Below are 16,845 nucleotides of genomic sequence, written 5' to 3'. Positions count from 1 at the left end.
CAAAGTTGCGCATTTATCGCTGCGCCATCACTGCCTGCCATCGCGCCCAAGGCTTTATCATGCGGCTTTTGCCAGACAAGTCGTTCTCACTGCATGCTCTCTGCCGTCGCCCGCTACAAACAGTTGCTGTCCAGCGCCCTCGCCCGCTACTTCCCCCGCACCACCGCCTACCTGCGCGCCGAGCGTGAGGCCGCACAACCGCGCAAGCCGGCGCGCAAGCAGGCGCGCAAGAAAGCCAGCGGAGGCAAGAAGAGCAGCAGCGGCAAGGCGGCCAGGAGCAAGCCTGGCCCGGCCGGCATCTACCCCGCCACCCGCCTGAAGATCGAAGAGGCGCAGGTGCAGGCCATGCGCGAGCGGGTGGCCCAGGCCGTCGGCGCCGGGCTGATCGGCGCACCGTCGGACGAACAGTGGGCGATGATTCTGTGCCGCGCCCCGCTGACGCGCATCTTCGCCGGCGCCGGCTCGGGCAAGTCGAGCACCCTGGTGCTGCGCGTGGTGTTCATGCTCTGCCACCTGCAGATCGACCCGCAGCGGCTGACGGTGATCTCCTTCACCAACGCCTCGTGCAGCGAACTGCGCGAGCGCCTGCAGCGCCTGCTCGACTTCTGGCGGTACGGACAGGATGCCCGCCAGTGCGTGCGTACCTTTCATGCAGCCATGGCGGCACTGGCCAAGGAGCAACTGGGCAGCCCCCGCTGGTTCGAGCAGCTCGACGAGCCCGCCACGGAGCCGGACAACCCGCTGACCGGTGCACGCTTGCGCCCGGCCCAGCAGCGCCTGCTCAAGCAGGCCTACCAGAGCGCCTATGCCGAGGACGCGCGCTTTCGCCTTCTCTGTCATCGCCTGCTCAAGCTACCCGCGCCACAGGAGACGCAGGGCAGAACCGCCAAGGCGCCGCTGGACGCCTGCAAGCTGCCCGGCGAATTCGCCACCCTGCCCCTGTTCGAGCTGCTGTACGGGCAGATCGACTTCGCCGCCAGCCTGGGTATCCGCCTCGACCACCTGGACGTGAAGACACTGCAATGCGCGGCGCGCGAACGGGACTTCATCGAGGCCATGCAGCGTTTCCAGGAGCATTTCACCGCCCTGTTGCACCGCCAGGGACTGATCAGCTTCAACGGCGCCTTCGCGCAACTCAGCGAGCGCCTGCAACGTGCCGATGCCGGCAAGCCGGGGCCGGCCCTGCTCGCCCTGGGCCACCTGCTGATCGACGAATTCCAGGACATCTCGCCGCAGATCGTGCTGTGGCTGCAGGCCGTGCATCGCCGCCTGAACGGCGCAGGCGAGCGCATCAGCCTGATGGCCATCGGCGATGACTGGCAGTCGATCTACGGCTGGCGCGGCAGCTCACCGGAGCTGTTCATCGACTTCGACCGGCACTTCCCCAGCCGTGGCCGTGGCAAGAGCACCACCCTGCTGATGGGCACCAACTACCGCAGCATCGAGCCGGTGCTGCGCGACGCCGAGAAAGTGCTCGCCGAGGTCCGCAGCAAGCAGGCCAAGACCTGCGTCGCGGCCAAGGCCATGCAGCCGGGCGACCACGGCGTGAAGCTGATCCAGCGCTTCGACCTGGGCAACGGCCTGCCGCGCCTGCTCGACGAAATCCGCGCGCAGTGCGCGCATGTCGCCAGCCGCCCCGGCGCCGACCGCACCGCCGTGCTGCTGCTCAGCCGTCGCAACGAGCCGCTGCAGCAGGTCCGGGCGCAGCTCGACAAGGCCTTGCCGGTAAGAGCGCTGACCATCCACCGAGCCAAGGGCCTGCAGGCCGAGGTGGCGATCATCCTCGACGACTGCCTGCCCGTGGAGAAACACCCGCTGCGCAATGCCCTCTACGCCCAGTGCGGCTTCTTCACCGGCAGTTACGACCAGGCCATGCAGGACGAGGCGCGGCGCCTGGCCTACGTGGCCATCACCCGTGGCGTCAGCCGGGTGCTGTGGTACACGCGCAAGGCACAGGGCGCCACACAATGCCTGGCTTAGTGCCTGGCAATCGCGCAAGCTGACAGCGGACATTCTCAACCGGGGCACTCGATGGACAAGCTGCTGGCGCTGCGCACCTTCGTCACCACCGTTCGCTGTGGCGGCTTTTCCGCTGCTGCACGGCAGCTGGGGCTGGCCACCTCGTCGGTGACCCGCGCGGTCAACGCGCTGGAGCAGGAGCTGGGCTGCGTGCTGCTCAACCGCAACACACGCCAGGTCAGCGTCAGTGAAGCCGGGCGGGACTACTTCGAACGCGCCCTGGCCATACTCGACGCCCTCGACGAGGCCGACGCCGCGGTGGCCGACAAGGACGACGAGGTACGCGGTCGCCTGGCGGTGAGCGTGCCGGTGGAATTCGCCCGCCGCCTGATCGCGCCACACCTGGGCGAACTGCTCGAGCGCCACCCGCGACTGGAGCTGACCCTGCGCGTGACCGACGAGGTGGTCGATCTGCTCAGCGAACGCATCGACCTGGCCCTGCGCCTGGGATCATCCATCGTCAGCGATGACGTGATCAGCCAGCAGGTTGGCCGCTTCCGCCGCTGGCTGGTGGCGAGCCCGGAGTACCTGGCGCGCACCCCGCCGATCACGCATCCGAGTGCGCTCCAGGCCCATGCCTGCCTGCAATACGACTACGGCAGCCCGGCGCACTACTGGCGCTTCGAGCAGGACGGCGCGACCTTGCAGGTGCCGGTCACGGGACGCCTGCGCAGCAACAACGCCGATATCCTGCGCCAGGCGGCCCTGACGGGTCAGGGCGTGGCGCTGCTGTCGGACTGGCTGGTGCGCGACGACGTGGCCCAGGGGCAGCTGCAGCGCCTGCTACCGGACTACGAAGTGGCACCCGGGCCTCACGAAGGCACCATCCACCTGCTGTACCTGCCGAACCATCGGGGCTCCAGGCGGATCGCCGCCTTCAGCGCATTCCTGCAAGGCCTGCTGCAGGGCTGAGCGGCGTTGCACGCCACGCAACGCACTGTTGCTCGAACGGTGGATTCTCCGTAGCCAGCCGGCCCCCTACTCTTGCGCCTGCCGCCAATTGCCACCGAGAACAGCGCATGACCAGCCAGACCTCCTCGCTCACACGCGAGTCCCCATCCCTGCCGCAGACACTGGTGCTGTTGTTCGCCCTGTGCTGCGGCGCCATCGTCGCCAACCTCTACTACGCACAACCGATCATCGAGCTGATCGCCCCGGATGTCGGCCTCGACGCCGAGCGGGCCAGCCTGATCGTCTCGCTGACGCAGATCGGCTATGCCCTCGGCCTGCTGTTCCTGGTGCCGCTGGCCGACCTGCTGGAAAGCCGCCGGCTGATGCTGATCACCACCGCCGCCGCCCTGCTCTGCCTGCTGGCGGCCGCGTTCGCCACCCAGCCCGGCCTGTTCCTCGGCCTGGCGCTGCTGATCGGCCTGAGCTCGGTGTCGGTGCAGATGCTGATCCCGCTGGCGGCCAACCTGGCGCCGGAGGCCAGCCGCGGCCGCGTGGTCGGCAACATCATGAGCGGCCTGCTGCTGGGCATCCTGCTGGCCAGGCCGTTGGCCAGCCTGGTGGCCGGCGAGTTCGGCTGGCGCGCGGTATACCTGATGGCCGCCAGCCTGATGCTGCTGATCAGCCTGGTGATCGCCACCACCATTCCGCGCCATGCGCCCGCTCACCGCGCCAGCTACGGCCAGTTGCTGGCCTCGCTCGTGCAACTGTTGCGCCGCTACCCGATCCTGCGTCGCCGGGCGCTGTACCAGGGCCTGATGTTCGCCAGCTTCAGCCTGTTCTGGACCGCGGCACCGCTGGAGCTGGCCCGTCACCTGGGGCTGAGCCAGCAGGACATCGCCCTGTTCGCCCTGGCCGGCGCCATCGGCGCGGTGGCAGCGCCGATCGCCGGGCACCTGGCCGATGCCGGGCATACCTACCGCGCCAGCCTGGTCGCACTGCTGCTGGCGCCGCTGGCCTTCGTCCCCGATCTGCTGAGCGACGGCCTGGGCTGGGTCGGCCTGGTGGCGACCGCCATCGTCCTCGACTTCGCCGTGCAGATGAGCATGGTGCTCGGCCAGCGCAGCATCTACGCCCTCGAGCCGCAGAGCCGCGCACGCCTCAACGCCCTGTACATGACCAGTATCTTCATCGGCGGGGCCATCGGCTCGGCGCTGGCCAGCCCGATCTACGAGCAGTTCGGCTGGCAGGGTGCGGCGCTGCTGGGCGCAGGGTTGCCGTTGCTCGGGCTGCTGCTGTTCGTCAGTCGCGACCCCTGAGCGCCAGATGCCGCCCGCGCCGGCGAGCGGCCCGGCTTTTGCGCAGGCAACAAAAAACCCGCCGAAGCGGGTTTCTTCCCAACCATCCGACATCCTGTCGGTAGCCATCGTGGCCTGGTCATCATCCGTGATCCTCAGCGATCCGTCGCTGCAGGGGATGTGTGTAGATTAAGGATCTGACCGAAGCGACAACAGCAGCGGTTACCGCTTCGGCGTGTAAGACATTCGCCATAGCGCTCAGGACGAACGCCCCAGCATGCGCCCGAGCACATCCACATCGCCCTGGCGACGATGGACGAATGCCATGACCACATGCCCGATGATCAGCACCAGCAACAGCTGGCCGAGGTTGCCGTGCAACAGGCTGGCCGGGGCGATCATCCACTCGATCTTGCCACCCTCGAAGCCGGACATGATGGTCATGCCGAATGCTTCGAAGGCCCGCCCGGAACCGTACTGGCGCATCAGCGCCAACAACGGAATCACCAGCATCAGCGCATAGAGGACCCGATGACCCAGGCTGGCGGCTCGGCTCAACGCGGCAGGACGACGCCCACGGTTGTACAGTGCCCAGGCCAGGCGGATGACCACCAGCACCATCAGCAGCAGGCCGACGGACTTGTGCGTACCGCCGATCAGCGTCTCCAGAGCACTGTCTTCCGGCGCCAATACAGTGAGAAATTGCCACAGCAGCAGCGCCGCCATGGCCCAGTGCAAAACACGAGACACAACGCCGTAACGCTGTGCAGAATCATTGAGGCTCGACATATTCAGGTTCCTATCAGGTCAGGTGAATGGCGTCGCCACGCACGGCTCCTCCTGTGCACGCAGCGAAACAGCCCGGCAATTGCGATGGAGGAGCGGGAACATGCCATCTTGTTTTCACCAGATAGGTGGCCAAGGCTCTGTCTCAGGGCCCGTGTCATCGCAAGACGCCATGGTGCACTGAGGCAGGTAGCAATGGGAAAACCTGGCTGTAAGCAAGTGTGTCGCAGGCGACCCTGCGACACAGGGTCGATTGCTCAGGCGTCGCGCAAGCGCTCGCGGGCCTCACGCCAGCTGTGCTGCTGCGGCTCCTGCCAGATTCGCGCATGCAGGCGCGCCATGCCGTCGGGGTCGTTGAGCAGGCGCCAGCGCGTGGCCTCGACATGCCCTTGCGGGCCGGCCGCGAGGATTTCCTCGATCCGCTCGTCACGCAAGGCTTCGGCGGCAGGCACCACCTTGGCATGGCGCGCACGCGCCATGGCGCAGACCAGGGCGTTGTAGAGCGGGTCGACCACCGCCCGCAGGAAGCCCTGGCGCAGCGCACGCGCGCTGTTCAGGCGCTCGTACTCGGCGGTGTTGCTCAGTTCGCGCGGCACTTCGTGCTCCTCCGGGATGAGGAACAGCTTGCTGCGCCGCGTAGCCAGACCGGGCGCGGTGCGGCTGGTCAGCACCGACACCAGCGGCGAGAGGATCAGCGACACCACGATCGGCGCCAGCCACCAGAGGAAGTCCGGGTTGAGCCAGCCGACCAGCCCTGTCCAGGCGATCCCCAGCAGCACCTGCGAACCATGACGGCGCAAGGCCTCGCTCCAGGGCGTGGAATCGTCCACGCGCTGCGGCGAGTTCCACTGCACCGACCAGCCGAGGAAGGCTGCGCTGACGAACAGGCTGTGAAACAGCATGCGCACCGGTGCCAGCAGCACCGAACAGCCAGCCTCCAGCAGCATCGACAGCAGCACGCGCAGGCGCCCGCCGTAGGCTTCGGCGCCCTGGATCCAGATCAGCAGCACGCTGAGCAGCTTGGGCAGGAACAACAGCGTCATGGTCGCCGAGAACAGCGCCACCGCCTCCTCCGGCTGCCACCTTGGCCACAGCGGATACAGCTGGTTGGGCTGCAGGAAGTACTCCGGCACCATCAGCGTGTGGATCGCCAGCAGGCAGGTGGACAACGCCAGGAACAGCAGCCACAGCGGTGCCGACAGATAGGACATGACCCCAGTGAGAAACACCACGCGATGCACCGCGTGCATCCCGCGTACCAGGAACAGGCGGAAGTTCATCAGGTTGCCGTGGCACCAGCGCCGGTCGCGCTTGAGCTCGTCGAGCAGGTTCGGCGGCAGCTCCTCGTAGCTGCCCGGCAGATCGTAGGCGATCCACACGCCCCAGCCGGCACGGCGCATCAGCGCCGCCTCGACGAAGTCGTGGGAGAGAATCGCCCCGGCGAATGCACCGGTGCCCGGCAAGGGCGCCAGGGCGCAGTGCTCGATGAAGGGTTTGACGCGGATGATCGCGTTGTGGCCCCAGTAGTGCGACTCACCCAGCTGCCAGAAGTTGAGCCCGGCGGTGAACAGCGGCCCGTACACGCTGGTGGCGAACTGTTGCAGGCGCGCGTAGAGGGTGTCCATGCCGGACGCCTTGGGCGCGGTCTGGATGATCCCGGCGCCGGGGTTGGCCTCCATCAGGCGGACCAGGCTGGTCAGGCAGTCGCCGCTCATCACGCTGTCGGCGTCGAGCACCACCATGTAGCGGTAGTTGCTGCCCCAGCGCCGGCAGAAGTCGTCGATATTGCCGCTCTTGCGCTTCACCCGGCGCCGCCGGCGGCGATAGAAGATGCGCCCGAAGCCTTCCACTTCGCGGCACAGCTCCATCCAGGCCTGCTGTTCGGCGACGCAGATGTCCGGGTCGTTGCTGTCGCTGAGCACGAAGAAATCGAAATGCTCCAGCTGCCCGGTGGCCTTCAGCGACTCGAAGGTCGCACGCAGGCCGGCGAACACCCGTGGCACGTGCTCGTTGGCGATCGGCATGACCAGCGCGGTGCGCGCCTTCGGCGAGATCGGCTCGTTGCCGCAGGCAGTGGCCGAGATGCTGTAGCGATCACGCCCGCGCAGCAGCTGGAAGAAGCCCATCAGGGCCGTCCAGAAGCCCATCGAAACCCAGCAGAACAGCAGTGCGAACAGCGCCAGGATGCTGGTCTGCACCACGTACGGCAGGATCTGTCGCGCCGACTCGCGCAGCGGCTGCTCGAAGACCAGGCCCAGGTCGACCAGCGACCAGCCCTGGTACGGCAGCACCGATTTCATGTACCAGGTGGCGACCACCGTCTGCGCCACCATCAGCAGCAACAGGGCAGCACGGCGCATCGACGCGACCTGCCGCCAGCGCGCCTCGGCGAAATCCTCGGTCTCGCGGGTACGCGGACGTGGCGTCGGCTTCTCGCCCTTCAGGCGTCGCCAGCCACGGTCGAGGATATTGGTCTGCCAGGGCTCCGGCACGATGCGCGTGCGCCTGATCGGCGGGGTCGACTCGATGGTCGGCCGGCCCTGGTGATCCTCGACGAGGCGGCAACCGCGTTCGAGTGCGTCCGGCCAGCCCATCTCCAGGCGCGCCGGGACCGACTCGAGCAGCTCGCGCGTTTCCTCCTGGGGCTCGCTGCTGGCCGCCTCCGGCATCTGCAGCGCATGGTGCAGGGTGGCCAGGTCACCCCCCTCCTCCAGGCGGTGAGCCAGGTCCTCCTGCCGCTGCGGGTCGAGCGGCAGTTCCTCCAGGTAGTCCTGGATCAGCGTATCGTCGAGGGAGTTATTCATGGGCAGGCAGCTGGTAGCTCCAGGTTTCCGACAGGGGTTTGCCGTCCTGGACCAGGGCAGCACGCATTTCCACCGGTTGTGCCGGGTCCTTGACTAGGATGCGCAGGGTCAGGCGCCAGCCTTTGCTCACCGGGTTGTAACGCAGGTTCTTCTCCACGATCTCGGCATTGCCGTCGACACTCACCTGCGGCTCGATGGCCGCGTCCTCCGCGAGCTCGGCCAGCACCGGGCCGGCGAAGTCCACCACCAGGGCGGTGCTGCCATCGGGCTGACGAATCAGGTTGGCCTGCTTCACGTCACCCTCGGACAGACGGGTCTGGGTGACCATGGCCAGCTGCGGGTCATGCAGCTTGGCGTCGTCCCGGCTGAAGTGCAGGCGGTAGTGGACATCCAGTGCCTCGCCTACGGCGGGCTGGTTGTCGGGGCGCCAGAGGGCGACGATGTTGTCGTTGGTCTCGTCCGGCGTGGGAATCTCCACCAGTTCGACATGGCCGGTGCCCCAGTCGCCGACGGTTTCCACCCAGCCACTCGGGCGCAGCTCGTAGCGGTCGTCGAGGTCCTGGTACTGGCCGAAATCACGGTTGCGCTGCATCAGGCCGAAACCACGCGGGTTGTCGATGCGGTAGCTGCTGACGTTGAGGCGCTGCGGGTTGTTCAGCGGGCGCCAGAGCCACTCGTCATTGCCGGCGTGGATGGCCAGGCCGTCGGAATCATGCAATTCGGGGCGGTAGTTGTGACGGGGCGAAGGCTGGTTGGCGCCGAACAGGTACATGCTGGTCAGCGGCGCGATGCCGAGCTTCTCCACCGGCTCGCGCAGGTAGACCTTGGCCTGCACGTCGAGCACGCTGTCGCGGCCCGGGTCGATCTCCATGCGGTAGGCACCGGTGGCACGCGGCGAGTCGAGCAGCGCATAGAACAGCAAGGTGCCGCGATCGGACTGCGGCTTCTCGATCCAGAACTCGGTGAACCGCGGGAACTCCTCGCCCGACGGCAGCGCCGTGTCGATGGCCAGCCCGCGTGCGGACAGGCCGAACACCTGGCCCTTGCCGACGATGCGGAAGTAGCTGGCGCCCAGCACGCTCATCACTTCATCCTGACGGCCCGCCTCGTTCAGCTCGTGGATCACCTTGAAACCGGCGAAGCCGAGATCCTTGAGGTCCTCCGCTTTCAGGTCGAGGTCGCCGAAGTCAAACATCGCCGGGTCATACTTGATTTCGCGCGTGCCCTCGGCGGTCACTTCGTTGATTTTCACCGGCAGGTCGAAATGCATGCCCTGGTGGAAGAAGTACAGCTGGAACGGCGTCTTGCCGTCGCGCCAGTAGGCCTTGTCTTCACGGAAGCGCACCTTCTGATAGCCGGCGAACGGCAGGTCGCGCAGGGATGCCGGCAGATTGCTCTGCGGCGCGCTGTACTTCTCGGCCGCCAGGGCCTTGGCCTTGACCGCCACATCGTCCAGCTCGAATGCCCAGCTCTGGGCTGCGAACAACAGAGGGAGCACACAGAGGGCCAGCTTGCCGGCCTTGCCCATACGGGCTCCAGAACAACGACTCATCGACACACAGCCTCCAGGGCAACACGTACTGACAGGCAGCGGCCAGCCCGGGGGCGACCGCTGCGGAGAGTTGAAAACAGGCGAATGGGACAGCGACAGCGCGAGCGCGATGCGGACGACCGACCGGACGGTGGTGCCTGCGCATGCGCGGATTCTTTCTGCGCATTATTACCAGATCGTGAAGTCCGGCACAGGTGGTCGCGCGAGTATATTTTCTGCCTCCTAGGGCCACCCCCTCACTGGCGTGGCAACAGTTCGAAACGCGCCTCCTGCACGCTTTGCGAATCCAGCCCCAGCTGGACACGGAAGGCACCCGGCTCGCTGACATGACGCAGGCTGGCATCGAAGAAACGCAGCATGCTTTCGTCGATCTCGAAACTCAGCTCGCGAGTCTCGCCTGCCTCAAGCTTGACCCTGCGAAAATCCTTGAGTTCCTTCACCGGGCGGATCACCGAGGCGGCCTCGTCATGCAGGTACAGCTGCACGACGGTCGCGCCGGCACGCGGTCCGGCGTTCTTCAGGGTCACGCTGACGCGAATCCGCTCATCCGGCGTCATGCGCGGTGCCGAGAGTGTCGGCGCCGAGAGCTGGAAGTCGCTGTAGCTCAGGCCGTAGCCGAATGGATAGAGCGGGCCATTGGGCTCCTCGAAGTACTGCGAGGTGTAGTTGCCAGGCGTGCCGGGGGTGTACGGACGACCCAGGCGCAGATGGTTGTAGTAGCTGGGGATCTGCCCGACCGAACGCGGGAAGGTGATCGGCAGCTTGCCCGCCGGGTTGTGCTCGCCGAACAGCACATCGGCGATGGCATGGCCGCCCTCGATGCCGCTGTACCAGGTTTCCAGCATGGCGTCGGCATTGTCCTTCTCCCAGGTCAGTGCCAGGGGGCGGCCGTTCATCAGCACCAGCACCAGCGGCTTGCCGGTGGCCTTGAGGGCGCGCAGCAAGGCCTGCTGGCTGTCGGGCAGGTCCAGGCGAGTACGGCTCGACGACTCGTGGGACATGCCACGCGCCTCGCCGACCGCGGCGACGATCACGTCCGCCTGGCGGGCGACCCTGACCGCCTCCTCCAGCATCGCCTGCGGCGTGCGCTTGTCCTGCACGATCTCCGGGCGATCCCAGTTGAGCTGGTTGAGGTAGTCGATCACATGGGCATCGTCGGTGACGTTGGCGCCCTGGGCGAACAGCAGCTTGCCCCGGCCCTGCAGCGCCGCCTGCATGCCCTTGCGCAGGGTCACCGCCTGCTCGGCGACGCCCACCGCCGACCAGCTGCCGAGCATGTCCACCGGCGAGTCGGCCAGCGGGCCGATCAGGGCCACGGTCTGCGTCTTCTTCAGCGGCAGGGTGTCGCCATGGTTTTCCAGCAGCACCAGGGCATCGCGCGCCATCGCCCGCGCATCGGCACGGTGCAGGCGGCTCTCGGCATTGACGTCGGCCGGGTCATCCTCGGCGCGACCGATACGGCGGAACGGGTCATGGAACAGGCCAAGGTCGTACTTGGTGGCCAGGACATGGCTGACCGCCTCGTCCAGCACGCGCTGCGGCACCGCGCCGCTGCGCACCAGGCCCGGCAGTTCCTGGTCGTAGAGGGTGTCGGCCATGCTCATGCCCACGCCAGCGCTGATCGCCAGACGCGCCGCCTCGCGGCCATCGCTGGCCACGCCATGGCGCAGCAGCTCGGTGATCGCCCCGTGGTCGCTCAACGCCACGCCCTTGAACCCCCAGTCGCGGCGCAGCAGGTCGCGCAGCAACCAGCTGTTGGCCGAAGCGGGAACACCGTTGATGGCGTTGAGCGCGACCATCACCCCGCCGGCACCGGCATCGATGGCCGCCCGGTACGGCGGCAGGTAATCCTGGTACATGCGCATCGGGCTCATGTCGACCACGTTGTAGTCGCGCCCGCCCTCCACCGCGCCATACAGGGCGAAGTGCTTGACGCTGGCCATGATGCGCTGCGGATCGCTGGGGTCGCTGCCCTGATAGCCACGCACCATGGCAGCGGCAATGCGCGAGACCAGATAGGGGTCCTCGCCGAAGCCCTCCGAGGTGCGCCCCCAGCGCGGATCACGGGAGATATCGACGGTCGGCGCGAAGGTCATGTCGAGGCCGTCGGCACTGGCTTCGAACGCCGCGACCCGAGCGCTGTTCTCGATGGCCGGGATGTCCCAGCTCGACGCCAGACCCAGGCCGATGGGAAAGGTGGTGCGGTGGCCGTGGATGATGTCGTAGGCGAAGAACACCGGAATGCCCAGGCGGCTGCGCAACGCCGCTTCCTGCATGGGCCGGTTCTCCGGGCGCACCACCGAGTTGAAGGTGGCACCGATGCGCCCGGCCGCCATCTCCTCGCGGATGCGCTCGCGCGGCATGTCACCACCGATGCTGATCAGGCGCAGCTGACCGACCTTCTCTTCCAGGGTCATGCGGCTGACCAGGTCGGCGATGAAGGCGGGTTTGTCATCGATGGAGGGGGCGGCAGCCAGCAGGCCGGGGGTGATCAACAGGGAAGCGAGGGCGAACGAGCGCAGGTCAGTCATCGAGAAGGGCATCCGGGATGCGAATCATTGTTCGAGTGCTCGCCACGATACTCCGACTCGCCCTGCGCCGCCGTAGCCGCGCGCAAAAAACCTCAGCCCGTACTTCACGCGAGCAGCCAGGCAGTCGCAATCCGGGATGCACCGCCAGCACTTGCACGAACTTGCGCATTTTTCTCGCGGCGACTGGCGTTACCGGATGGCGGGTGTAGCATGGCGGCATCCGGGAGAAGCTGATGGCGACATTCGACAACCTGCAGGTATTCCAGAGCATGAGCCGCTCGCCGCATGCGCGGCTGCACGCCATTGCCGAGCTGGGTGACGGCCTGGCGGTGGCGCACTGGAGCAACGCCCACGATGCACGCGACTACCTCGCCCCCAGCCATCACACGCTGTCCTGCTACCTGGCCGGTGGCACCGGCACCTTCCGCCGCGAGCAACCAGGCAACCGCGGCGCGCCGGACCGCCTGTGCATCCTGCCCGCCGAGCACCAGTCGGCCTGGATCATCAACGGCGAAATCCAGCTCGCCCACCTCTATATCGAGCAGGAGCAGTTCGCCCTCGGCGCTGTCGCCCTGCTCGACCGTGAGCCGCGCAGCCTGCAGCTGCAAGAGGCGACCTTCCTCGAGGACGCCGAGCAGGCCGGGCGCTTTCGCCAGCTCTGCCGACTCGACTGGCAGGAGCCCGGCGAGCGCCTGCTGGCCAGCAGCCTGGCGCATGAGCTGCTCGACCATGCCCTGCTCAACCAGGTCGGCCTGCGCCAGGGCCTGCGCCTGAAGGGCGGCCTGGCACCGGCAGTGCGCCGGCGCGTGCGTGACTACATCGAGCAGCACCTGGCCGAGCCGCTGTCGCTGGATATCCTGGCCAGCCTCTGCAGCCTCTCCGAATACCATTTCGCCCGCATGTTCCAGAGCAGCTTCGGCCTGCCGCCGCACCGCTACGTGCTGGCCAGGCGCATGGCGCTGGCCTGCCATCTGCTGCGCCACACCCGCCAGAGCCTGGCGCAGGTGGCCATGACCTGCGGCTTTGCCAGCGCCAGCCATTTCAGCAATCGTTTCCGCCAGGCGCTGGGGGATACCCCCAGCCGCTATCGCCAGGCGTTCGAGCCAACCTGATCCGGCCAACGCAGGTTATAGTGCGGCACCGGACAGACAGGCACGCCGGTGGTGCCTGCGCGGGTGCACGACGAGGTCGCGATTGGTAACCAGACGACAGTTCAGCGAGGCGATGCAGGGCCAGAACGTGCGTTTCGTGGGCGACAAGCGCGAAACGATCCAGACTTCCTGCGTCGGCTTCATCCTGCTCGAGCACTTCTCCCTGCCCGCCTTCACCCAGGCGCTCGATACCCTGATCACCGCCAACCTGATCCAGAGCCAGGCCTTCGCCACGCGGACCTTCAGCCTCGACGGCGGTTCGGTGACCAGCGATCTGGGGCTGGTCATCTGCCCCGATGCACGTGCCGGCAGCGAAGGCCTGGCGGAGCTGGACCTGCTGGTGGTATGCGGCGGCCTGCGCACCGCGCTGCGCGACATGCCGGAACTGGGACAATTGCTGAAACAGGCGCAACACAAGGGCATCGCCCTGTCCGGGCTGTGGAACGGCGCCTGGTTCCTGGCCCGCGCCGGCCAGCTCGACGGCTACCGCTGCACCATTCACCCGGAACACCGCGCCGCCCTGGCGGAAATCGCCAAGGACAGCCAGGTCACCAGCGAAAGCTACATCGTCGACCGTGACCGGCTCACCGCCGCCAGCCCGACCGGCGCCTTCAACATGGTGCTGGAGTGGATCAACCAGCTGTACGGCCGTCACCTGGCCGACGCCGTGGTGGATATCCTCGCGTTCGAGGAGTCCCGCTACCGCCGCGCGCGGCCGGCGCTGCACGAGAAGATGAGCGAACCCCTGCGTGAAGTGATCAACCTGATGGCGAGCAACATCGAGGAGCCGCTGACGGTGGCCCAGCTCGCCCAGTACGCCGGCCGCTCGCCGCGCCAGATCGAACGGCTGTTCCAGGAGCAGCTCGGCACCACGCCCCTGCGCTACTACATGGAACTGCGCATCACCGAGAGCCGCCGCCTGCTGCAGCACTCCGAGCTGCCGATCGTGGATGTCGGTCTCGCCTGCGGCTTCGTCTCCCCCAGCCATTTCAGCAAGTGCTACGCCTCGTTCTTCGGCTATCCGCCGTCGAAGGAGCAGCGCCACGGCTGCGTCAAGACCAGGAAGTAACGCGCGAACCGACCATGGGTGCCTGCGCAAGCACCCGCGCCTGTGCGAAAATCGGTCCCTTTGCATTCACGCGGCTGGCTCATGCGTCAAACCTTCGCCACTGTGGGGCTGTTCTGATGCCCCTCGACATCCATCATCTGCGCCAGGAAGACTGGCGTTCCGAGTTCGGCGCCGGCGACCTGCGCCGGGGCATCGCCTACGCCGAGGAAAAGCGCAGCAAGCTGCTCAGCCTCAGGGATCACAGCCTCCTGGCGAACTGCCGGGGCTCCGGCCAGACCTACCAGCAGCGCATCACCCTGCACCCCTACGGGCGCAAGTGGAGCGTGACCGGGCACTGCAGCTGCCCGGTCGGCTTCAACTGCAAGCACGTGGTCGCCGCCCTGCTCACCCTGGAAGCCGTGCAGAAGAGCGGCGCAGACCTGTCCGAGCTGATCGTGCCGAGCAAGGAAGTCGCCGAACAACGCCTGGAGGGCATCAGCCCCGTCCCTGTGCTGACCCTGGGCAGCCACGTGCGCGTGCACTTCGATGCACGCAAGGGGCGCATGCTGGAGCAGACCCAGCACCGCGCCGCTCTGGCCTTCAACTACGCCGGGCATCTGGCCTTCGGCAAACCGGCCAAGGACCTGGTCAAGCGCCTCCAGGCCGACCTGAACCTGCGCGTCATCCGCGATGCGAACGCCGAGGCGCAGCTGCGCAAGCGTCTGGAACAGCATGGCCTGCAGGTCGCCCTGCGGCAGAGCGACGCCCTGCCAGCCGATGCCGGCGAGCCGTTCGAGCTGGAGGGCGAGCGCGACTGGCTCGGCTTCGTGCAGAACCAGTTGCCGCAACTGCGCGCCGAAGGCTGGCAGATCCACATGCGCCCGGACTTCCAGTACAACCTGGCGGAAGTCGAGGACTGGTACGCCGAAGTCGAGGAAGACCCGCAGCAGAACTGGTTCGACCTGGAGCTCGGCATCGAGGTGGAAGGTCAGCGCCTGAGCCTGCTGCCGATCCTCCTGCAGGCGATTCGCCGCACGCCCTGGCTGCTGACGCCCGAAGCGCTGGCCCAGCGTGCCGACGAGGATCGCCTGCTGGTCAACCTGCCCCAGGGCGGCAAGCGCATCGCCCTGCCCTTCGCCCGCCTCAAGCCGCTGCTGGCGACGCTGGGTGAGCTGTACTTCCGCGATCCGGGCGAGGACCACCTGCCGTTGCGCCTGGGCCGTGCCGATGCCGCACGCCTGGCGGAGCTGGCGCAGGGTCCGGCGCTGAACTGGCAAGGCGGTGACGAGCTGCGCGGCTTCGCCCAGCGCCTGCAACGACTGCAGGTCAGAGAAGTGGCCGCGCCTGCAGGCCTGCAGGCCGAACTGCGCGCCTATCAGCTAGAGGGGCTGAACTGGATGCAGACCCTCGCCGAACTGCGCGTGGGCGGTGTGCTGGCCGATGACATGGGCCTGGGCAAGACCCTGCAGACACTGGCCCATGTGCTCTGCGAAAAGCAGGCCGGACGTCTCGACAAGCCCGCGCTGATCGTCATGCCCACCAGCCTGATCCCCAACTGGCAGGACGAGGCTGCCCGCTTCACCCCGCAGTTGCGCGTGCTCGCCCTGCACGGCAACAAGCGCAAGGCGCTGTTCGAGGAGATCGCCGCGCACGACCTGATCCTCACCACCTACGCCCTGCTGCCGCGCGACCTCAAGGCGCTGAACCAGCAGTCTTATCGCCTGCTGATTCTCGACGAGGCGCAGAACATCAAGAACCCGCGCAGCAAGGCCGCCACTGCCGCTGCGCAGGTACAGGCCGACCTGCGCCTGTGCCTGACCGGCACGCCGCTGGAGAATCACCTGGGCGAGCTGTGGTCGCTGTTCCACTTCCTCATGCCCGGCTGGCTGGGCGACGCCAAGGCCTTCACCCGCGACTACCGCACGCCCATCGAGAAACGTGGCGATGCCCAGCGCCTGGCGCACCTGGGCGGGCGCATCCGCCCCTTCCTCCTGCGCCGCACCAAGGAGCAGGTGGCCAGCGAGCTGCCGCCGAAGACCGAGATCATTCAGTGGGTCGAGATGACCCAGCTGCAGCGCGACCGCTACGAAACCCTGCGCCTGGCCATGGACCAGAAGGTACGCGACGAGATTGCCCGCCAGGGCCTGGCACGCAGCCATATCGTCATCCTCGAAGCCCTGTTGCGCCTGCGCCAGAGCTGCTGTGACCTGCGCCTGCTCGGCGACGACGCGAGCGACCTGGGCACCGCCGACTCGGGCAAGCTCAGCGCCCTGCTGGAAATGCTCGTGGAGCTGGTCGAAGAAGGCCGCCGCGTGCTGCTGTTCTCGCAGTTCACCTCGATGCTGGCGCTGATCGAGCAGGAGCTGCAGGCACGCAAGATCGCCTACGCCAAGCTGACCGGCAGCACCCAGGACCGACGCACACCGGTGCAACGCTTCCAGGCCGGCGAATTCCCGGTGTTCCTGATCAGCCTCAAGGCCGGCGGCAGCGGCCTGAACCTCACCGCAGCGGACACCGTGATCCATTTCGATCCCTGGTGGAACCCTGCCGCCGAAGCCCAGGCCAGCGACCGCGCCTACCGCATCGGCCAGGACAAGCCGGTGTTCGTTTACAAGCTGATCGCCCGTGGCAGCGTCGAGGAGAAGATCCAGCACCTGCAGCAAGCCAAGGCCAGCCTGGCCGAGGGCGTGCTAGGCAGCGGTGGCCAGGGACAGTGGCAGCTGGACGAGGCGGACCTGGCCGCCCTGTTCGCCCCGCTGCAATAGCGG

10 protein-coding genes are annotated in these 16,845 nt (G+C 67.3%); 6 read left to right on the top strand and 4 right to left on the bottom strand.

What is annotated here, in order from left to right:
- Positions 1-93: 93 nt before the first annotated feature.
- From E4487_RS17205 to E4487_RS17195, 3 genes are all read left to right on the top strand, one after another.
- A complete protein-coding gene (locus tag E4487_RS17205; protein ID WP_175253942.1) occupies positions 94-1,980 on the top strand; it encodes a DEAD/DEAH box helicase in 1,887 nt (628 codons plus the stop codon).
- 51 nt (positions 1,981-2,031) lie between these two features.
- Positions 2,032-2,931: a LysR family transcriptional regulator gene (locus E4487_RS17200; protein ID WP_047585990.1), complete on the top strand. Its 900-nt coding sequence runs from the start codon at positions 2,032-2,034 to the stop codon at positions 2,929-2,931.
- A gap of 107 nt (positions 2,932-3,038) precedes the next feature.
- Complete coding sequence (locus tag E4487_RS17195) at positions 3,039-4,226, top strand: MFS transporter (protein ID WP_175253941.1); 1,188 nt, start codon at positions 3,039-3,041, stop codon at positions 4,224-4,226.
- A gap of 237 nt (positions 4,227-4,463) precedes the next feature.
- Here E4487_RS17195 and E4487_RS17190 read toward each other — a convergent pair whose 3' ends face one another.
- The 4 genes from E4487_RS17190 to bglX all read right to left on the bottom strand — a co-directional run bounded on the left by E4487_RS17190 (position 4,464) and on the right by bglX (position 11,878).
- Positions 4,464-4,994, bottom strand: coding sequence for a cytochrome b (locus E4487_RS17190; RefSeq protein ID WP_175253940.1), 531 nt, complete (start codon positions 4,992-4,994; stop codon positions 4,464-4,466).
- A 254-nt stretch (positions 4,995-5,248) separates the two neighbouring features.
- On the bottom strand, positions 5,249-7,795 hold the full coding sequence (mdoH, locus tag E4487_RS17185; RefSeq protein WP_175253939.1) for a glucans biosynthesis glucosyltransferase MdoH: 2,547 nt from the start codon (positions 7,793-7,795) through the stop codon (positions 5,249-5,251).
- The gene (locus E4487_RS17180; RefSeq protein WP_175253938.1) at positions 7,788-9,323 is read right to left on the bottom strand and encodes a glucan biosynthesis protein G; all 1,536 of its coding nucleotides are present in this window, start codon (positions 9,321-9,323) and stop codon (positions 7,788-7,790) included. The genes mdoH and E4487_RS17180 overlap by 8 nt, the downstream gene beginning before the upstream one ends.
- Positions 9,324-9,583: 260 nt before the next feature.
- Entirely contained in the window at positions 9,584-11,878 is a 2,295-nt protein-coding gene (gene bglX / locus E4487_RS17175; protein ID WP_373921541.1) for a beta-glucosidase BglX, read from the bottom strand.
- 233 nt (positions 11,879-12,111) lie between these two features.
- Here bglX and E4487_RS17170 point away from each other — a divergent pair, with 233 nt between their 5' ends.
- From E4487_RS17170 to E4487_RS17160, 3 genes are all read left to right on the top strand, one after another.
- The gene (locus E4487_RS17170; protein ID WP_175253936.1) at positions 12,112-12,990 is read left to right on the top strand and encodes a helix-turn-helix domain-containing protein; all 879 of its coding nucleotides are present in this window, start codon (positions 12,112-12,114) and stop codon (positions 12,988-12,990) included.
- Positions 12,991-13,102: 112 nt separating this feature from the next.
- The gene (locus E4487_RS17165; protein ID WP_175254015.1) at positions 13,103-14,098 is read left to right on the top strand and encodes a GlxA family transcriptional regulator; all 996 of its coding nucleotides are present in this window, start codon (positions 13,103-13,105) and stop codon (positions 14,096-14,098) included.
- A 116-nt stretch (positions 14,099-14,214) separates the two neighbouring features.
- The gene (locus tag E4487_RS17160; protein WP_175253935.1) at positions 14,215-16,842 is read left to right on the top strand and encodes a DEAD/DEAH box helicase; all 2,628 of its coding nucleotides are present in this window, start codon (positions 14,215-14,217) and stop codon (positions 16,840-16,842) included.
- The last annotated feature ends 3 nt before the right edge of the window (positions 16,843-16,845 follow it).

The organism is Pseudomonas sp. BMW13, assembly GCF_013357275.1.
GTDB classification, from domain to species: Bacteria; Pseudomonadota; Gammaproteobacteria; order Pseudomonadales; family Pseudomonadaceae; genus Aquipseudomonas; species Aquipseudomonas khazarica.
Note: the sequence above shows the minus strand (reverse complement) of the source record. Positions and strands in the feature narration are given on the sequence as shown.